Source organism: Agrobacterium vacciniicorymbosi (assembly GCF_040427045.1).
In the GTDB taxonomy this organism is placed as follows: Bacteria; Pseudomonadota; Alphaproteobacteria; order Rhizobiales; family Rhizobiaceae; genus Agrobacterium.
Genome location: NZ_JBETMF010000003.1, coordinates 60,706 through 79,031, shown reverse-complemented (window position 1 = coordinate 79,031; position 18,326 = coordinate 60,706). Strand labels below are relative to the sequence as shown.

Here is an 18,326-nt window from a genome sequence, read left to right as displayed (position 1 = left end):
TTAGTCGAATCATTTGTTCGTAGATACTATAAGTCATCGGGGGAAGATTATATTGATCAGTGCAGCACAACATTCCGTATATGAAGTCCTTGGTGACCGGTTCTTGCATGAAATACCCCCGTATCAACGGCCGTATGCGTGGACGGAGGAAGAGGCGAAGCAGCTCCTTGTCGATCTCACGGAGGCCATGGATGACGAGGCCGACGAACCCTATTTTCTCGGAAGCTTAGTTTTGATCAAGCCACCTGGTCATCTGATCGGTCAGGTTGTCGATGGACAGCAACGTCTCACTACGCTTACTATACTAGGTGCGGTTCTGCGTGATCTGGCGATCGACGAAAAGGAACGAGCTGCTCTCGACTCCATCGTGTATATTCGACCTAACGCCTTCCTCGCGCAGAAAGAGGCGGTTCGTGTGTTAGCGCACGAAGATGATCGGCTCTTCTTCAGAGAGTCGGTTCAAACGCCTGGGGCGACTGCTAAAGAAGCACCGTCCGGTCCTCCCAAGACAGAAGCTCAAGAACACATGTGGGACAATGCCAGGTCTCTCCGGAAGATGGCTGGAGCACTGTCAGTCGGGGATCGCCAAAAGCTTGTAGCGTATTTACTAAACAGGTGTGTGTTGGTTGTCGTCTCGACCGAATCCCGCACCGCGGCCCTGCGTATTTTCAAGGTTCTCAACGACCGAGGCCTCGATCTGACCAATGCGGACGTGATCAAAGCCGAACTTCTGGCGAAGTTTCCCGATGAAGCCGAAATACAGTTCCAGGCCAAGCGTTGGCGAGAGTTTGAAAATGATCTGGGGCGACAAGAATTCGAAGGCTTGCTCGAGACGCTCAGGTTCATCCGTGAGGAAAACAAGAACCGCCGCACTCTGAGCGACGCTTATGCCGAACGCTTCAAAGTTGCGGATGCGAATGACGTGCGGTCGTTCCTGACAGAGGAAATGGGACCGACGAAGGTACACTATGCAAGACTTCTGGAAGCGGATGCCAGTTCGTTTCCGAAAGAGCTACAAGGAAGGGCGGCGGAAGCGCTTATCGGTCTCAATCTTGTGCCAAACAAGGATTGGCTTCCCGTAGCTTTGTCGGCATTTTTGACACAGGGGCCAGAACGCCTGATCAAGACAATTGAACGATTAGAAGGTTTGGCGTGGACCATGCAGTTGACCAGGAGATACGATACCCAGCGCATGAGCCGATATGTTGAGGTGCTGAAATCCTTGAAGCTTAGTGAAAGCGAGCTCGACGCTGCGCTAACATTAAAGAGCGACGAGAGACACGAGGCAGAAGGCGCGTTAGGAGGGAATCTCTACAACGTTTTTCCGACACGCGTTGTTAGAGCGATCTTGGAGCGTCTCGATCGCCTTTTGTCTGAGCAACCGGTCTCTTGGACGGGTACTAAAACCGTCGAACATATCTTGCCGCAAAATCCCGGTGCAGGCTGGAGCCAATTTGACGAAATCCAGCGTGCGGAACTAACGAACAAGCTGGGTAACCTCGTTCTTCTAACATCCAGAAAAAACTCAGGAGCTTCCAATCTACCGTACCCTGAGAAAATCCGGGTGTATTTCGGCCTTGGGCAGCACGGCTCGTCTACAAAGCGCGCTACCTACGCTTCTGCGCAAGAACTTGCTCATACTGCTGAGTGGGCTCCTGATACTTTCACAGCCCGCCATAACCGCCACGTCAACCTTCTGAAGTCGCGTTGGGGTATCTGAGCCCATAACACTGCGGAGTTACGTAGCAAATTACACCGACCTCAAATGCGGAGGAAACATAAGGGCCGCCGAACTCGTCATGGAAACCAAACTCCATCGTCATCAGTCAAATGAATCTCTCCACGTCGAACAGAGAAATGGCCAGAACGTTGCAGTTTGACAAATGTTTACGTGGAGTAGTAGTAACGACGCATCGACGGACTTTCATTTTGCGATTTCGCAATCTCGGGCTTGAAACTTTGAATCTCATCGTTTATGTTAACTTTGTCATGGGCCGCCACACGACCTCCTTGGAGGGTGTAAAAGGGCGGTCCTTCTCGTTTTTGCCATGGCATTGATACCATACACAAAACCGCATGCCACCACGGCGGACATGATCAGGCACCTAGAAAACAGGGGGCTGAGCATTCCAAGTCCTCGTAGCGCGGCTCAGGAAATCGAGCTAATTGGCTACGAACGACTAAGAATCTACTTTCTTAGCCGTCGACAGATTGGCGTTATAGGCAAGCCGTTCAATCCGGGAACTTCATTCGAAGACATAGTTCGTCTATACGAATGCGACATGGCGCTTCGTGACGCTTGCTTCGCTGCTGTGGGTCAGTTCGAACTTCTACTGCGGAATTCAATTTCCGAGACACTTAGCTCGCGGTACGGTAGCCACCCTTACTTCGAATGCGATGCGTTTAAAAACGCTGCCTCCCAAATTGACGCTTTGAAGATGTTCGCCGATATTTACAATAAATCGAGAGATCGGCGAGCCAAGCACTACAAAGAAAATTATAGCCATCCCTCCTTATTCCCAATATGGCGGATGAAGGAGTTTATGACTTTCGGGGCAACCTCTAGAATCCTACAATTTTTGTCTGGGCCTTTACGAACAAATATTGCGGCCGACTTTGGCGTGCCGAAAGACCTAATCTTTACAAACTGGGTCGAATGCCTAGTCGATCTCAGAAATAATTGTGCGCATCATGACCGATTGTTCAACCGAAAGTTCCAAAAACAACCGAGTATCTTGCTCTTACTCGGGGCGTCTCCCCCTCTGGCAAAACCTGCTACTCAGATACCTACATCGGTAAAACATTCACTCAAGGCTATTCTGCAATGCCTTGACTACATGTTGAAGCAGCGTGGAGTGGCGTCGGATGTGACGACAAAAGTTGGAGACATATTAGGCAGATATCCAGAGGCGGTACCTTCCGAGGCAGGATATTGAGGCTGCCGCTCCGACCCACCTCAACTGCGGAAATGACTGTCTCTAACCTTCAGCCTTTTGAAGGGACGACGAGGATCACGCAATCATTTGATTTTACAACGATACGGCATTCTCAAGTGAAACGAACAATTAACCATGATTATTATGGTGTACCGATCCGGTGCACAAATCCGACCGCCCACTCTTGGAAAATTCACTGAACTAGGTCACAAGGATCATTAGAAAAGGAGCCCAGGCGATGAACGAGATAGGCATACGAGCAAAGTAATAAACTGGACGGAAAATCCGTCTGCGTCGTTACCGTATGTCGTCATAGTGTTCAAGCCAAGGAGGGCTCCATGCATTTCGCACGTCAGGTTTCCCGTCACATCAAGCTGGATCGCGCAGGCCTCGGTTTCCTGAGCATGCCTGCGATCAACCCGCGCACGTTCGGCCACGCCAACCGCCTTTCGGAGAACGGCAAAGCCGAAGCCGGGGACTGCGGAATAACGCGGTATCGTCGTAGGAACGACGACTGAAACCAAGTTCTGGAACGAGCCGGTTGCCGAACGTGCCGTGCGCAAGCCGCCGGCTACGCACGCCAAGACTTTGCGCGGCTTCTCGATCTTCCAGAACACGGTACTCTATCACGAGAGCGACCTAGAACGTCGGTTCTCCACGTACCTGCAGCTTCGCAAGGACGTGAAGGCGATCCACTCCCAATATCCGGTCTTGCTCTACCGGGACGCCGACGAAGTCTCGTGCGAGCACATCTGCGACTACTGTGTGGTCTTCGAAGATGGCCACACCGTCGCCGTAGCGGTCAAGCATGCCCGCAAGAACGCATCGATGAACGACCTCATTGCCCGCATCAAGGCCGAAGGGTTTCTGAGGAGGAACCGGAATGGTAGCACCACACCCGGTGCAGTCCATGACATCCGACTGATCACGGAGCGCGATGCGACCTACGGTGTCTACGAAAACGCACTGCGCATCCTGCGTGCCCGGCGTATGCGTGATGATGCCGAATACGACCGTGCATTGGAACTCGTCCAGACGTTGACCGGTCGTTTTCGCTTCGGTGAGTTGCTTCGCAATTGTGGCGACCATGCAAAGCGTCGCACGGCGCTCTTGCTGCTGATCGACGACGGGGTCCTTGTCGCGGAGACATCGGGACCCATCGACGATCTGACCATGCTTATGGTCCGTCGGTAGCACCGAACACCCAATCACCCAAGAACCCTCTCTGTAGCCCTAAAAGGAGCCTCCGATGCTGCAATCCTTTCCGATTCCGCACGTCTTCGACCATGCCGTTGTGAACATGAGCCGTCGCGACCGGTACACCGACAACAATGTAAACTGGGTACCGCTGGCGCGCGATGCCGCTGGCTACCGGTTCCGTAACGAGATCGACGGTGAACACGAAGTGTTTGTGTCACATCGCGAAATCTACACGCGTCTTGCCAGCGGCAAGGCAACTATCCAGCACAAGTACAACGCGCCTGAAAACCAAAAACTGCGCGCGGTGTTCGGTGACAAAACCTTTGAGGATATTACCGGCAAGAAGCGGCCTCTCGCGCTGTTCCGTGAAAAGCTGATCAAATGCTACGATGACGAGTATGGACATATGGAGAAGAAGCCTCGCTTCAAGAAGGGCGTTCTCCAAGCGAAATTGTGCCAATGGCGCAACGAAATCCTTATCGAGCAACTCGGACTCAACGAACAGAGCCGTGCCGATCAGATGGTGCAAATTGCAGGTTTCCCAACGCCCTCGGTGAAGACTTTCCGAAAGGACTGCAAACGCTATTACGAATGCGGGGAGGATACCCTTGCACTCGTCCACCGCCACCATGGTCCCGGCCTGCATCTCCGAGCAGCGGATCACGAATCCGTGGCGTTCGCACACAAAGAGGCCCGTGAATACATCTCGCCGCTCAAACCTTCGATGGCGCAGGTGTATCGCAACTACCAAGCCGCGCTGGCCGCTGAAAATGCCAAGCGCACCTTCAAACTCGAGAAGATCAAGCGCGGTAAATTCGAGTCGATCATCTCGAAGTTCGACGCGTTCGATAAATGGGACGGCCGTCATGGTCGCGCGTCCGCGCTGAAACACTTCAGCATGGCAAAAAAGGGCATCGACGCTCTCAACGTAGGGCAGCGCATCGAAATCGACTTCTGGAACGTCGACCTGATGTCGCTTTTCGTCGAAACCGGCATGTGGGCGATTCTTCCGCCCGCTTATCGCCAGGCAATCGAAGGAAAAAGGATTTGGTTCGTGGCGGCCATCGATGTCGCCACACGCTACATTCTGGCCTTCAAGGCGAGCTTGAACCCGAACTCCGTGTCGGCCGCCGCCTCGATCCGCATGATCATGAGCGACAAGCGCCACATCTCGGATTTCGTCGGCGCTGAAACACCATGGTTCGCATTCGTCCAGCCGCGAGACATCTTCAGTGACAACGGCAAGGAGTTCGCCAACGAGCGGGTGGAGTCAGTGATGCGATCCGCCGGGATCACCTTCAACCGTCCTCAGGCGGGCAAACCCGCTGCACGCCCTTTCGTCGAAAGCTTGTTCCATTCGATCGGCCCCTTGATCGCTGCTTACTTCGAAGGGCGGACGTTTGGCTCGATCGACGAAAAGGGGGATTACAATCCCGAGCATAACATCAGCCTGCTGGCGGACGAGGTCGTCAGATTGTTCATCTTCGCCATCTGCGACATCTATCATAACAAGCCCCACAGCGGAGTTGGCGGCGCGACGCCGCACAACGCCTGGATCAGGGCGGTACGGGAACACGGGATCGAATTTCCCAGCCAAGACCCGGAGCAGATGCTGCACATCTTCGGTGAGCGTTACCAGCGCCGTATCGGCAGTCAAGGAATTCCATTCATGGGTGTTCCGTACGGGAACGAAGAACTCCACCGTCAACGGACCACGCACGGCCAGATGGTTTTCGAGATCAAGGTCGATCCCGACAACCTCGAACACATCGCCGTTCGTGGAGACAAGGGATGGTTCATCGTCAAGAACCTAGTCGGTATCGAGCGTGGTGTGTCACTGGCGGAATGGATCGCGGCGCGCCGCGATATTCGTCAGCAGAACGCAAGCGAGGCCGAGGCGGGACTGGACGCAATGTTCCGGGCCATTAATCGGTTGAGAGAAAACGGTGAAGCCGCAGCCCTGCGCGCCAACCTCACGCCACGCCAGCTGGACGCCAGCCACTACGCGATCCTCGAAAGCGATCTGTTCGGCGCTTGGGAGGCGGTCAGCTCTGCAAGCGCTCCAGATTTGGTGAAGACATTCGAGACGCCCGTAGACCCGCTGCGCGATGGCTCGGTGTCCGAATGCAGGCTCATCCCTGATTACCACGCGGAGCGGGAGCGCGACGCCAGAAAGAAGAACAAGAAGAACAAGAAGAACAAAGAGCAGAAGGCCGACGTCGAGCAGACGCCGATCGAAACACCGAAGCCAATCGAACCCACCGACAGCTATTACGCGGAGTACCGATAATGGACACTACAGCCATTGGACTGAACGACAACGTCGACAAGAAACCGGCCGTGAGCGACTACGTCGAAAATCCGGGTGACAAGATGTTGACGCAGATGCTGCGGGAGATGGTCGACAACGTCGACCTTTGCCGTCGCGGTGTCGGGTCGCGACGGCGCGCGCTGTTCCTGTTGGGTGGATCGGGCACCGGGAAGTCGACGGCGTTGGAGCACCACTTCCTCCACATGCCCGAATTTCAGCCGCGGGTGAACGAATATGGCGAGGAGGTGCGTCCTGTTCTCAGCCTGGAGGCACCCAAGCCTTGTGGGCCGAAGGATTTCGCAGTGTCCATCCTTGATGCCATCGGAGTTCCGTCGAAGGCGAGGCAGACGGAAGCCGAGCTCTTTGCGACCGTGAAGACCCAGTTCCGCGAGCGCGGGATCATCTACCTTCACGTTGACGAGGCCCAGCATCTGCGTCGCCATCCGAGTAGCCAGGCGATCCTCGATGTTCAGGACCGCATCAAGTCGCTGATGCAGATCGCGGATTGGCCATTGCACCTGATCTTTTCGGGCGTTCCGGACCTTGCCGATTTGCTGAAGGGCGGTGACGGCCAGGTGAAGAACCGCTCGGTGATCATGCGTTTCGTACCTTTGAGCCTGCCGGGGAATCGAGCGGACATCCTGCGAATGCTCACCGATATCGTCGACGCCAAGTTCGGCATGGTGCTTCCTGACGAGCTCCGCACCGATGATTTCCTTGGGCGGCTATGCTGGGCTAATAGCGGCTGCTTCGGTGAGATCGTTGCGGCAATCCAAGGGGCATGCTCCTTGGCTAAGAGCAGAAGCAAGGACAAGGTTGATCTGCGCGCTTTCGCCTTCAACTACTCACGGACCAGCGGGTGCCTGCCGAGCGATAACATCTACACCGCGGCCCGATGGAGTGAAATCGATCCCGCGAACTCCGTCGCCGATCTGTGGACCCCTGAAAAGAAAGGACGTAAGTGATGGTTCTGCCTGTAACACTCGACTATCACGCCGACGAAACAGCGATCGATTTCGTCGCGCGTCTTGCCGCGGCTAACGGATTTTCGTCGTTGCGGTCGTTCCTCGGTCATACGAATGTGACCGCAAAGGCCATCGTTCAAGGTGAGGATGACGCACTGTCGCTGGTCAGCGAGTGGTCTGGTATGCCGATCGATGCGTTGGGGAAACTGGCGGTCAAGTCATCTGGACCTGCCAGCACGTGGCAGATGGGCTTTGCAACCCTCAGTAAGGCCATGCATCCGGGCCGAGTGCAACGCTTCTGCGCGAAGTGTGTTGTCGATGACAGAAACAACGGCACGGGGCGGCCCGTATCCCGACCATATCGGCGAGCCTGGTGGGGCATTTCAGGCATTGAGGGCTGTCCGGACCATGGGTGCATGATCACGAAGATGCCCGTAGATGCCGATGTCGATCTTCATGATTTCCCTCGCTTTGTCGATGCCGAGTTAGCGTCTATCTTGGCGACAGCCGCAGCGCCAACTGCTAGCCGGCAACCGCAGCTCGACCGATATCTTCGTGACCGGCTGATCAGAAGTGGCGGAGACGGCTTTCTTGACCAACTCGACGTCCATGTTGCCGCCGAGTTATCCCGCTATATCGGAGAATTTGTGGCGCTTCACGGCGTGGCGGAGTGGATGCGCGACGAGAGTGACCTTGCGGAATGGGGATTTACCTTGTCCATGCGCGGAGAGGAGGAAATCCGCCGTGTCCTTGCAGAGGTGATTGAGTGCAAACGACCCATGGTGAAGCACGGCACAACGGTACTTGGACCCATGCACAGGTGGTTGAGCCGTAACAAGGACAAGGAAGCATACGAGAATGTCGTAAACCTGGTACAGGATGTCATCGAGCGTAATATGCCGTTTGGCGATGGGCAGACGATCTTCAAACCTGTTCGAAACCGATACCTTCATTGCTTAATCTCGGCTCAGGAAAAGTACGGTCTTAATCCCGATCGTATCAGGGCTCTGGTAAAGGAAACCGATCCAGGATTCCGTGATGGCCTCTCAGACGCTTGCAGCTACTTCGTCGCCGCAGCGTTGCATCCCGTGCTTCAAGCCGCATGCGAAACTCTGACGAGTAAGGAGGCATCGGAGGTGCTTGGCGTCCGTGAAAAGCGTGTTCTCGACTTTCTGGAAATCGGACTTTTAAAGCAGGTGGAGACACGAGCGAACGGCGAACGTAGCTTCACACGCATTCCAAAGTCAGCGGTTGTAGACTTGGTCCATCAGCTTGAGACAAAGCTTGCTGTGACTGATGGAAACGATGACGGCATTTCGCTGTCTGAGGCTGCCAGATTATGGAAGCGTCCGTTTCGGTTGATTGTCGGCATGCTACTCGAAGGAGACTTGAAGGCGTATGCCGTTTCCGGGAGCGACCCCATTCTTCAACGGGCGAGAGTAAAGGCCGATGCTTTCAGCCTTGAGGTCGGTCCCAAAGCGGGGAGCGACGACGAACTGATGCGGCTCAAGGAAGCGATGTCTCAACTCGGTACGACGACCGGCACAGTCTCGGAACTTATCAAGCGGGGCTTTCTCCGTTCACGGGTCCTGCGCCGTGACACAGTCCGGAAAGTTACGTTCATCGAGAGGCGATCGGTGCTTGAATTCCAGGAGGTCTATGTTTCCCTGACGCAGATCGCCAAATCTCGTCAAGGCTATAGGGCTGCGATTAAGGCAGAACTCGACCAAGCCGGAATCTCACCAATCTTTGAACCCCAATGGTCAATCGCACGCTTCTACCGAAGATCAGAGATTAGGCACATCGTGTAGAGCTACCGCGACATCGGCTAAGTGGCCGTCTTCTGAACCCGCTCCGGCGGGTTTTCTTTTGACTTGCTTCCCAATGTGCCCAGATCAAATACCGCGGAATGCCCGCGTTGGTTAGGAAGTCATAGAAAATATGTAATGAATTCAATGGTCGAAAGAGCTAAAAAAGAAGAATCAAAGCCGCATAAGCAGTATCATTCATAATAAACCAGCCCGACATCTCCACTTTCAGCCCTTCCAGCTTCTTGCGAAATCTCCGTCTTTTTGCCACACAATGTCTGCTTCCGATTGAAATTGCGCGGAAGCTTTCAGGGCTTTTTGCATGATCCATTTTTCGACAGACGATATTGCGCCACAGGACCGTTTCGAGCAGTGGCGGGAAGTCAGGGGTAAGAGCCTTTTTGGCGTGACAATCGAACTTGCGGCTGAACGACGGCGTGATTTTCAGGGAGCGTTTTCTGCTCATCAGGTCGGCAATGCCGTGGCGTCCGAGATGCTTGCGTCCGCCTATAGGGTTAGCCGGACGGATCAGGATATTGCGCGTATTGCTGGCGATAGCCTGTGCATCGGTTTGCAAGTAAGAGGTTCAGGCGTGCTGGAAAGCGGCAGGAGCCGTGTCGATTCCGTTCAGAACAATGACATGACGATCAGCTATTCCGATCTGCCCTATCGGGCGATACCGGGCGATCACAGGGATTTTCATTATCGGATGCTCAAGATTCCGCTGGGCGGCGATTTGGCACTGGGCATGCCCGCGGACGATCTGTTTGCGGAACGTTATCTCCATGCTGCATTTTCAATGCCTTTACGGGCGCTGTTCAATGCTTTGTCAGCGCCAAACGGCAGGCTTGTCGATCCGCAAAGCGACGTTACCCATATTGCTCGTCTTGCCATGGTCGCACGCGGCAGACTGCATCATCGCATGCCGGAGGTGCGTGCAGCACTTCGGTCCGGCGTTTTTCATGCGGCGCAGGACATCATGGCGCGGGATATAGGTGAGCAGAGGCTGACGCCGTCATCCGTCGCGTTGGAGCTTGGGGTTTCAGTGCGGCAGCTGCATATCGTGTTTGAGCATGCCGGGCGGTCGTTTTCCCGCACTTTGTCTGACATGCGGGTCGCGCAGGCAAAAAGGATGCTGACCAAATCGCCGTCCTTGTCCGTCACGCAGATCGCCTTTGCCTGCGGCTTCGACAGTATTCCAACCTTCTACCGGATATTCAAAACCCATAGCGGCGTCGCGCCGGGTGAATATCGCGAAGCGAATTTCATTCACTAGGCTTTCAAGCAGAATTTTTGCTTTTGCGCTGGTTGAGAAGACCGGCGTTTTTCACTCCTGTAACTGCGGAAAAGGCCTGTCCTCCGTAGCACGTGGACGGCTCATTTGCCTTATCCGCCATCGGGAGACGTGGTTGAATTTTCGACGTGCTGGTCATCGGTTGCCGTTGTCGGTATCCGAAAACGATATGAACTGCCTGATCGAAACGGATGCGTTTCGCCATGCGGCCCAGCTTCTGGCGCGCAATCTCGTCGCGATCTACAGCTCGGCACCCAGAACGGCAGGACTGTTTGCCTCGCAACAACGCTGGTTTCTTTGCCATGCCGCCCTAGCGCATCATTTCCGTGCTTTGGACAACCGCGAACCGGGGCTGACCCGTCGGGCGATTGGAAATCTGGCCCGCCAATTTGGCGTTTCCAGTCGCAACACGGCCTATGCCTTTTTTGACGAGGCTCTGAAATATGGCGTCATCCGCCCGGTGCAAGGCGATGACAGTGTTGCCGCTCGCCTTGTCGAGCCTTCACTGGAGACACTGTCGCTTTTGAAACACTGGTATTTCGTGCATTTTCAGGCCCTTGATGTCATCGATGATGGAGACAGAGCGGCGCGGTTTGCGGTGCAGCCGGATAGCGTTTTGGCGATTATTCAGCAGTCGGTATCACCCGCGCTTTTGACCAACCAGTCACTCTACCATCCCGGCCCGCTCTATACGATTTTCACATGGGCAGATTCAGGCGGTCTTTTGATGGACCGGTTGATTGCGGGCATGGATCATCACGAAAATGGCGAGCAAAGCAGCTTTCTGACAGATGTCAGCGCCATCTCCCATCTGGCGCAATCCTTCGGCCTGTCACGCGCCCATGCCAGCCGCAAACTGGCTGCGGCAGAAGCCATTGGCGGCGTTGGCTGGAACGGTGTTCGGGGGCGATCCCGCATCTGGATATCGCGCGGCTTTTACGTGGAATATGCGCGTGCCATGGCCAATAAACTCGCCATTCTCGATGAAGCTTTTGCGGAGGTCTGCGAACGACTGATGCCGGTGTCTGAAAACGCCAATCAGGACGTTTGCTGCGCCGACAGCCAGTGATGCAGACGTGCCTCGGCTTCCGCCCTCGTCGGCGTGCCAGCACGACCGCCGAAGACAGTGCATTTCAGCGCGGCGGCGACCGATGAAAGTTGAATGGCCGCGCGGCTTTCCATGCCCTCGGCGATGGCGAGTGCAAAGGTGCCGTGGAACACATCTCCCGCTGCCAGCGTATCCACCGCCTCCACCTCCATTGTCGATTGGAAATGAACCGTGGGATTGCCCGCCTCTGTCCAGTAGCAGCCCGCAGGTCCGGCGGTGACGGCGATGAAGGTTTGCGGGTAACGCGCATGCAAGATCGGCAGCATGGATGGCACATCCTTCGTGCCAGTCAGCCGATCGGCTGCGGGTTCTGAAAAGATGATGTGGGTGGCGGCAGGTGCCAGCCGCTGCAACGTTTCCACAGGTGCGACATCGCCGTCGAGTATGGCATATTTGCCGAGGGAGCGGGCCATTGTCAGCACATCGAATGCCAGGTCCGGCCAGCGCACATCGACCAGAACGGCATCGAAGGGTGCCAGATCATTCGCCGTGCAGGAGCGTTTGGTCTCATGCAGTTTGGCGTCGTAAAAGGGAACGATCAGTCGCTCGCCCTTATCATCAATGATGATGGTCGAAAGGGCGGAGCGTGCACCCTTGGCGATGGTCATGCCCGATGTGTCGATGCCGCTTTCGCCGAGGTCACGAAGAATGCGACCTCCGGTCTCATCGTCGCCCACGGCACCCCACAGGCTGGCACGGCCGCCCATGCGGTGAACCGTATAGGCAGCACTGGATGCCATGCCTTCGGCAATCTGCAGCATCTCGTAGGGCAGCACCTTGCCTTGGCCGGTGGGCATGTCATGGACGCGGAATAGCGTGTCCAGCACGGCAGCACCCACGCACAGCACATGCTTGCCGTGTTTTTCATTTTCATCCATGGACGTTCAGATTCGCTTGCCTGTTTCCCTGTCGAAGAGATGCACAGATGCGGGATCGATCGCAATGCTGACGGTATCGCCAAAGCGGATGTCCAGTCGCTCGCGGAACAGGCAGGCGATGTCTTCGCCCAAGCAATCAAGCTTGGCATAGATTTCCGAGCCCGTGCCTTCCACCAGTTCGACACGCCCGGAAATGCCGTTTTCGGCTACGCGGATGTGTTCCGGGCGGATACCGTATACCAGATCACGTCCACCGAGTTCTGCTGGATTCGCCGTCTGCGGCAAGGGCAGGGTCAGGCCCTTGGTGGTGCGGAACACGCCTTCCTCGACATGGCCACGAATGAAGTTCATGGCCGGGGAGCCGATGAATCCGGCGACGAAGAGGTTGGCCGGGCGGTCGTAAAGCTCCAGCGGCGCGCCGATCTGCTCGATAACGCCATCATGCAGCACGACGATCTTGTCGGCCATTGTCATAGCTTCCACCTGGTCGTGTGTGACGTAGATGGTTGTGGTGCCGATGCGCTGATGCAGGGCCTTGATCTCGCCGCGCATCTGCACGCGCAGCTTGGCATCGAGGTTGGACAGAGGTTCATCAAAGAGGAAAACCTGCGGGTCGCGCACCAGTGCGCGGCCCATGGCGACGCGCTGACGCTGGCCGCCGGAAAGCTGGCGCGGGTAACGGTCCAGCAGCTTGTCGAGACCCAGAATGCCAGCGGCCTTGTTGACCTTGGCGGCGGTTTCATCGGCGCTGACCTTCTTGAGCTTCAGGGCAAAGCCCATATTCTCCTTGACCGTCATATGTGGATAAAGCGCGTAGTTCTGGAACACCATGGCGATATCGCGATCACGGGCGGGCAGGTTGCTGACCTCACGCGCACCGATGTGGATTTCGCCATCGCTGACTTCTTCCAGACCCGCGATCATGCGCAGCAGAGTGGACTTGCCGCAGCCAGAGGGGCCGACGAGCACGACGAATTCGCCATCGCCAATGTCGATATCGATGCCGTGGATGACGTTGACTGCGCCGAAGCGCTTTTGAACATTCTGAATATTGACCGGTGCCATGGTTTTGATCCCGTAATGAATTTGATGAGTTAGCCGCCCTTGACGGCGCCAGCGGTAAGGCCGGCTACGATCTGCTTCTGTGCGAACATGGTGAGCAACAGCACCGGCAGCGTGACGATCAGCGCCGCTGCCGCCAGCGGACCCCAGCTAACCTGCTCGAAGGACAGCATGTTGTAGACCGCGACCGGAAGGGTGCGCGTTTCACGGCTGGCCAGCACGATGCCGAAGACGAAGTTGTTCCACGAGAAGATGACGGCGAGAATGAAGGACACGACGATGCCGGGCTTGGCGATGGGCAGAGCCACGAGCCGGAAGACCTGCCATGAGGACGCGCCGTCGATGCTGGCCGCTTCTTCGAGTTCTTTCGGCGTCGTCTCGAAATAACCGATCATGATCCAGACCACGATGGGAACGGTAACGACCAGATGGATGATGATCTGCGGCCATAGCGTGCCCAGCAGATTCAGCCATTGGAACAGGAGAAACAGCGGAATGAGAAAGGAGAGCCCGGGCGTCATGCGTGCGATCATGATGACGATGGCTGCTTTTTCCGCCTTCAGCCGCGCAATGCCGTAACCGGCGGGAACGCCGATAACGAGGGCAAGGAAGGTCGCCGCACCGGTGACGAGAACGGAATTCCAGAAATAGAGGAAGAAATTGTTCTCCTCGAACACCTTCACATAGTTCGACCAAGCGAAACGTTCGGGGATGAGGATGGGGGGATAGGCGCCGTTGTCGATTTCGAATTTCAGCGACAGCGAGATCATCCAGAGGAAGAACAGGATGACGGGCGAGATCATGACGAGAGCCACGAAGAACAGGCCGATCTTGTCGAGTGTCTTGCGTTTCATCAGCGCTCCTCCATCTCGTTCCATTGTGTGCGGGCGCGCACCATCAACAGCACGAAGGACAGTGCGATGATGACGATGAAGAACATAACGGCCATGGCCGAGCCGTAACCGATGTCGTAATAGGCAAAGGCCGTGTTGTAGAGATAGATGTTGATCGTTTCCGATGCCGTGCCGGGTCCGCCCTGTGTCATCGCGTAGATGATGTCGAAGCTTTTGACGGCGTCGATGGAGCGGATGATGACGGCAATCATCAGGAAGGGCGCGATCATCGGCATGGTCAGATAGCGGAACTTCTGCCAGGCATTTGCACCGTCGATTTCGGCGCTTTCGTAAGGTTCACGCGGAACGGCGGCGAGCCCGCCGAGAACGATGAGCATGACGAGCGGCGTCCACTGCCACGTCTCCACCAGCACAAGCGAGGGGATGACGGTTGACTGGTTATAGATCCATTCCAGCGGGCCGATGCCGATGAAGGACAGGAGATAGTTCAAGACGCCAAGCTGCGGGTGGAACATCATGGTCCAGACCAGCGCGATGGCAACCGGGGTCGCCATCATCGGCATGACAAAGACGCCGCGCAGAAAGCCGCGCAGCGGAAATTGCGCATCGAACAGCAGTGCCGCCAGCGTACCAAGGAACAAGGGCGCGACAACCGACAGCGTCGTATAGACAAGCGTATGCCAGAGCGATTCCCAGAACCGCGCATCGCTTGCCAGACGGATGTAGTTGTCGAAACCGATGAAGCTCTGTTCCTGCCCCAGCGTCCAGCGCTGCGCGCTCATCCACAGGGTAAAGACCCATGGAAACACGATCACCGCTGCAATGACGACGAGTGCGGGAATGACGAAAGGCCAGTAGTTGGGAGCAAGCCGCGTGGGCTTGCTCCTTCTGACGAGTTTCGTTGGCCTTGCGGCATTTTCGATGCTGACGGACACCATTATCCCTCGCTACGTGCCAGAACAGGGGCGAACTGCTCGGTCGCTTTCTTGAGTTCGGCTTCCGGGTCTGCGCCACCAATCATGTTGGTGAGGCCAACGCCGTAGATATCGCGGAACTCGGTGACGGGAATGATGACGGGCAGGGCCAGCTTGGAGACCTTGCCGGAGCCGACGACGGCATCCAGCCACTCTGCAGGCATCTTCACGCCTTCGCGAACCTTGGCGTCTTCCAGAATGGACTGGCGGAACGGTACGCCCGCACCGGCCTGCAACAGGCGCGCACCCATTTCGTGGGAAATGGCCCACTGGCAGAAGAGGTAAGCCGCTTCCTTTTTCTGGCTGGCTTCGACCACGCCGAGACCATCACCGAATGTGCCTGCCGCCTGCTGTGCCGGGCCCTTTGGCATCACGCCATAGCCAGCCTTGCCGACGACGCGGGATTTTTCCGGGTTTTCGATGGGCGGTGCAAAGCCGACGCCATCGAACCACATGCCGATCTTGCCCTGAAGGAAGGCCGACTGTGCTTCGGCCCAGTTGAAACCGGAAACGCCAGGCGGTGCAGATTTGGTCATCAGGCGCTGATATAGCTTTGCTGCTTCGACGGCTTCTTTCGTCGTGGTGTCGATCTTGCCGTTCACGATTGGAGCTGCGCCATAACCCAGCATCAACGATGTCCAGACCGGCGTGTTGGCGTTCTTCAGTCCGCGTGCCACGAAACCATAGGTGTTGGTGGACGGATCGGTCAGCGCTTCTGCGGCGGTGACAAGTTCGTCGAAGGTCTGGGGATATTTCAGGCCCTTGGCGTCGAAGAGCTCCTTGTTCCAGTACAGAATCCAGTAATCCACGGAGAAGGGCAGGGAGCGCAGAACGCCATCGCTATCCTTGGCAAACTGCATGCCTGCTTCGGCGAAATCGCTTTCGGTAAGCGATGGATCGGTTAGTGACGGGTCTTTCAGGAAGCCGCTGATATCGGCCAGCCACTTGCCCTTTTCGAACTGGCGCTTCTGGACGTGATAGCTCAGGTGAACCACGTCGAAGCTTGGTCTGCCGGAGGACAGTTCGATGACGACCTTCTGGCGTTGCTGCTGTTCCGGCGTTGCTTCGGCGTTGACCTTGATGCCGGTCAGGTCTTCGAATTCCTTGATGTATTTCAGAAGCGTTTCGCTGCGCGGGCTCTTGACGAGATTGACTTCCAGCGTCGTGCCAGCATGCTTTTTCCAGTTGACCGCGGCAGATGCGGGGCGAATGCCGAATGCGGCCGTGCCCGCAATGGCGGCTGTGCCAGCCATGAACCCACGGCGTGTGGGATTGAGCAGTGAATGCGTCATGTTTTTTCCTCCTCTTGTGTTGGCCGAAAATCTCCTCACCCCCGGCCGATTGCTTATGCTGTGTTCCTAAACCGCCAAAGCCCTGTCCCGCGCGTTGCGAATATGGGCGACCAGCCTTTCGGCGGCCTCTTCCGGTGCGCGACGCTCGATGGCTTCGAGAATGGTCAGATGCTCCGCCATGACCGATTTGACGTGACCGGCAATGCGGAACCGTTCCTGGTTGATCAACCGCATCTTGATCGAATTGACGCGGTAGGCATTCGAGATGATGGAGTTGCCGAGCGAATCGATGAAGGCGTCGTGCATGCCCCAGTCGACCGCTTGAGCGCGGGCATCCAGTTCCGGCGATGTCTTGCCGCTCTGGGCTGCTTCTCCAATATCGCGATGGTCCTTTATCATAGCGGCAATCGTCTCATCGGATGCCGTGCGGGTAAAAATCGCGACCGCTTCCTTTTCCAGAAAAATACGAAACTGGAAGGCTTCGCGGATGAGGTTGATGTCAATATGCGCAACCTGTAGCCCGCGCTGCGGCACCGTTATGATCAAACCGTCTGCTTCCAGCCGTGGAATGGCTTCGCGGATTGCGCCAAGTGGCAATCCGGTTAGTTCTACGAGGCGGCGCTGGGAGATGAACTGGCCGGGGCGAACATCGCGCGCGAGAAGGTGGTGCGTAAAGCTTTCATACGCCTTCTCCCTCAACGTTGTCTGTTCGCCGCTGTCGTCCATCGACTATCCTTCTCAAGCCGCCCGTTTGCTGAACAGCGACTCGAAGGCCGCTTCGATCTTTTTACGGTTTTCAGCGGAAATGGAAACCAGGGGCGGGCGAACCGAATGCCAGATGGGTTCACCCGTCACATGCGATACCAAAACCTTGACGGCAGGTGTTACCGGATATTTCAGAAGCTCAACGACGAGGTCTTCGATCCGCTTGTCTTCCACGCCGTCCACGGCCATGGCGCGGATTTCGGCGGGCAGGAAGTTGGCGCAGCCGGAAATCGCGCCCTGGCCGCCAAGGCGAACGCCTTGCGCCAGATGCCGCTCGTCACCGATGAGGATGATGAGATCGCGATGTTCGGCCAGCAGGCGCTGCGTATAGGGCCAATCGCCGGAGGAGTCCTTTACGCCGGTCACGACGCCCGGAAAGGCGTGACGCAGCCGACCGATCAGCTCCACGGAAAGTGCTACCGTCGTCACAGAGGGAATGTTGTAAACCAGAACGTCGCGGGCATCAGTGCCAAGCTGCTGGAAAACGGACGAGAACCATTCGAACAGGCCGTCATCGCTGACATTCTTGAAATAGGAGGGAGGGGCGAGCAGGATATTGCGGACACCGGCCTTCAAGGCTTCACCGGCCTGATCGGCAGCATCCTGCGCCGAATCCACCAGAACGCCAGCGACGAGATTGTTCGCACTTACGCCTGCATCAAGGAAAGCTGTCAGCACCTGCGTACGTTCGCGGCTGCCGATAGAGCTGCCTTCACCGGTGGTGCCGAACAGGGTGACGCTGTTGCAGCCAGCGGCAAGCGAGCGCTTCGCCTGCGCAATCATGGCCGCGATGTCGATGCTTCCATCCTGCGCGAAGGGTGTCGTAAGTGCTGCCGATAGGCCGAATTTCCCAGTCAATTGCCTGCTCCTCCAAAAACT

General features: G+C 56.4%; 17 protein-coding genes. 9 read left to right on the top strand and 8 right to left on the bottom strand.

The features are described from left to right. Positions 1-52: 52 nt before the first annotated feature. From ABUK73_RS06305 to ABUK73_RS06275, 7 genes are all read left to right on the top strand, one after another. Positions 53-1,720, top strand: coding sequence for a DUF262 domain-containing protein (locus ABUK73_RS06305; RefSeq protein ID WP_353576528.1), 1,668 nt, complete (start codon positions 53-55; stop codon positions 1,718-1,720). Between the two features lie 328 nt (positions 1,721-2,048). Continuing rightward, positions 2,049-2,936, top strand: coding sequence for an Abi family protein (locus ABUK73_RS06300; protein WP_353576527.1), 888 nt, complete (start codon positions 2,049-2,051; stop codon positions 2,934-2,936). A 338-nt stretch (positions 2,937-3,274) separates the two neighbouring features. Then, entirely contained in the window at positions 3,275-3,454 is a 180-nt protein-coding gene (locus ABUK73_RS06295; protein ID WP_353576526.1) for a hypothetical protein, read from the top strand. Between the two features lie 37 nt (positions 3,455-3,491). Continuing rightward, positions 3,492-4,130, top strand: coding sequence for a hypothetical protein (locus ABUK73_RS06290; protein WP_353576525.1), 639 nt, complete (start codon positions 3,492-3,494; stop codon positions 4,128-4,130). 55 nt (positions 4,131-4,185) lie between these two features. After that, positions 4,186-6,426: a Mu transposase C-terminal domain-containing protein gene (locus ABUK73_RS06285; protein ID WP_353576524.1), complete on the top strand. Its 2,241-nt coding sequence runs from the start codon at positions 4,186-4,188 to the stop codon at positions 6,424-6,426. Further along, entirely contained in the window at positions 6,426-7,412 is a 987-nt protein-coding gene (locus tag ABUK73_RS06280) for an ATP-binding protein (protein WP_353576523.1), read from the top strand. Before ABUK73_RS06285 ends, ABUK73_RS06280 begins: the two co-directional genes overlap by 1 nt. Beyond that, positions 7,412-9,223, top strand: coding sequence for a TniQ family protein (locus ABUK73_RS06275; protein ID WP_353576522.1), 1,812 nt, complete (start codon positions 7,412-7,414; stop codon positions 9,221-9,223). The genes ABUK73_RS06280 and ABUK73_RS06275 overlap by 1 nt, the downstream gene beginning before the upstream one ends. Before the next feature lie 157 nt (positions 9,224-9,380). Here ABUK73_RS06275 and ABUK73_RS06270 read toward each other — a convergent pair whose 3' ends face one another. Further along, complete coding sequence (locus ABUK73_RS06270) at positions 9,381-9,797, bottom strand: hypothetical protein (protein ID WP_353576760.1); 417 nt, start codon at positions 9,795-9,797, stop codon at positions 9,381-9,383. Between ABUK73_RS06270 and ABUK73_RS06265 the strand changes: the two genes are divergently transcribed. Together ABUK73_RS06265 and ABUK73_RS06260 are read left to right on the top strand one after the other, a co-directional pair. Further along, positions 9,714-10,496, top strand: a complete 783-nt coding sequence (locus ABUK73_RS06265; protein ID WP_353576747.1) for a helix-turn-helix transcriptional regulator — start codon at positions 9,714-9,716, stop codon at positions 10,494-10,496. The two genes, ABUK73_RS06270 and ABUK73_RS06265, sit on opposite strands and share 84 nt — an antisense overlap. Positions 10,497-10,629: 133 nt before the next feature. Next, entirely contained in the window at positions 10,630-11,583 is a 954-nt protein-coding gene (locus ABUK73_RS06260; RefSeq protein ID WP_353576521.1) for a hypothetical protein, read from the top strand. Here ABUK73_RS06260 and ABUK73_RS06255 read toward each other — a convergent pair. The 7 genes from ABUK73_RS06255 to ABUK73_RS06225 all read right to left on the bottom strand — a co-directional run bounded on the left by ABUK73_RS06255 (position 11,553) and on the right by ABUK73_RS06225 (position 18,305). Next, positions 11,553-12,500, bottom strand: coding sequence for a sugar kinase (locus ABUK73_RS06255; protein WP_353576520.1), 948 nt, complete (start codon positions 12,498-12,500; stop codon positions 11,553-11,555). The two genes, ABUK73_RS06260 and ABUK73_RS06255, sit on opposite strands and share 31 nt — an antisense overlap. A 6-nt stretch (positions 12,501-12,506) precedes the next feature. Beyond that, positions 12,507-13,565: an ABC transporter ATP-binding protein gene (locus ABUK73_RS06250; protein WP_062451252.1), complete on the bottom strand. Its 1,059-nt coding sequence runs from the start codon at positions 13,563-13,565 to the stop codon at positions 12,507-12,509. A gap of 29 nt (positions 13,566-13,594) precedes the next feature. After that, a complete protein-coding gene (locus tag ABUK73_RS06245; protein ID WP_353576519.1) occupies positions 13,595-14,416 on the bottom strand; it encodes a carbohydrate ABC transporter permease in 822 nt (273 codons plus the stop codon). Next, positions 14,416-15,354: a carbohydrate ABC transporter permease gene (locus ABUK73_RS06240; RefSeq protein ID WP_113089085.1), complete on the bottom strand. Its 939-nt coding sequence runs from the start codon at positions 15,352-15,354 to the stop codon at positions 14,416-14,418. Before ABUK73_RS06240 ends, ABUK73_RS06245 begins: the two co-directional genes overlap by 1 nt. Beyond that, complete coding sequence (locus ABUK73_RS06235; protein WP_353576518.1) at positions 15,354-16,682, bottom strand: ABC transporter substrate-binding protein; 1,329 nt, start codon at positions 16,680-16,682, stop codon at positions 15,354-15,356. Before ABUK73_RS06235 ends, ABUK73_RS06240 begins: the two co-directional genes overlap by 1 nt. 66 nt (positions 16,683-16,748) lie before the next feature. Further along, positions 16,749-17,408 (bottom strand): GntR family transcriptional regulator, encoded by a 660-nt coding sequence (locus tag ABUK73_RS06230; RefSeq protein WP_353576517.1) that lies wholly within the window; start codon positions 17,406-17,408, stop codon positions 16,749-16,751. A gap of 12 nt (positions 17,409-17,420) precedes the next feature. Continuing rightward, positions 17,421-18,305, bottom strand: a complete 885-nt coding sequence (locus tag ABUK73_RS06225) for a dihydrodipicolinate synthase family protein (RefSeq protein ID WP_353576516.1) — start codon at positions 18,303-18,305, stop codon at positions 17,421-17,423. Between the last annotated feature and the right edge of the window lie 21 nt (positions 18,306-18,326).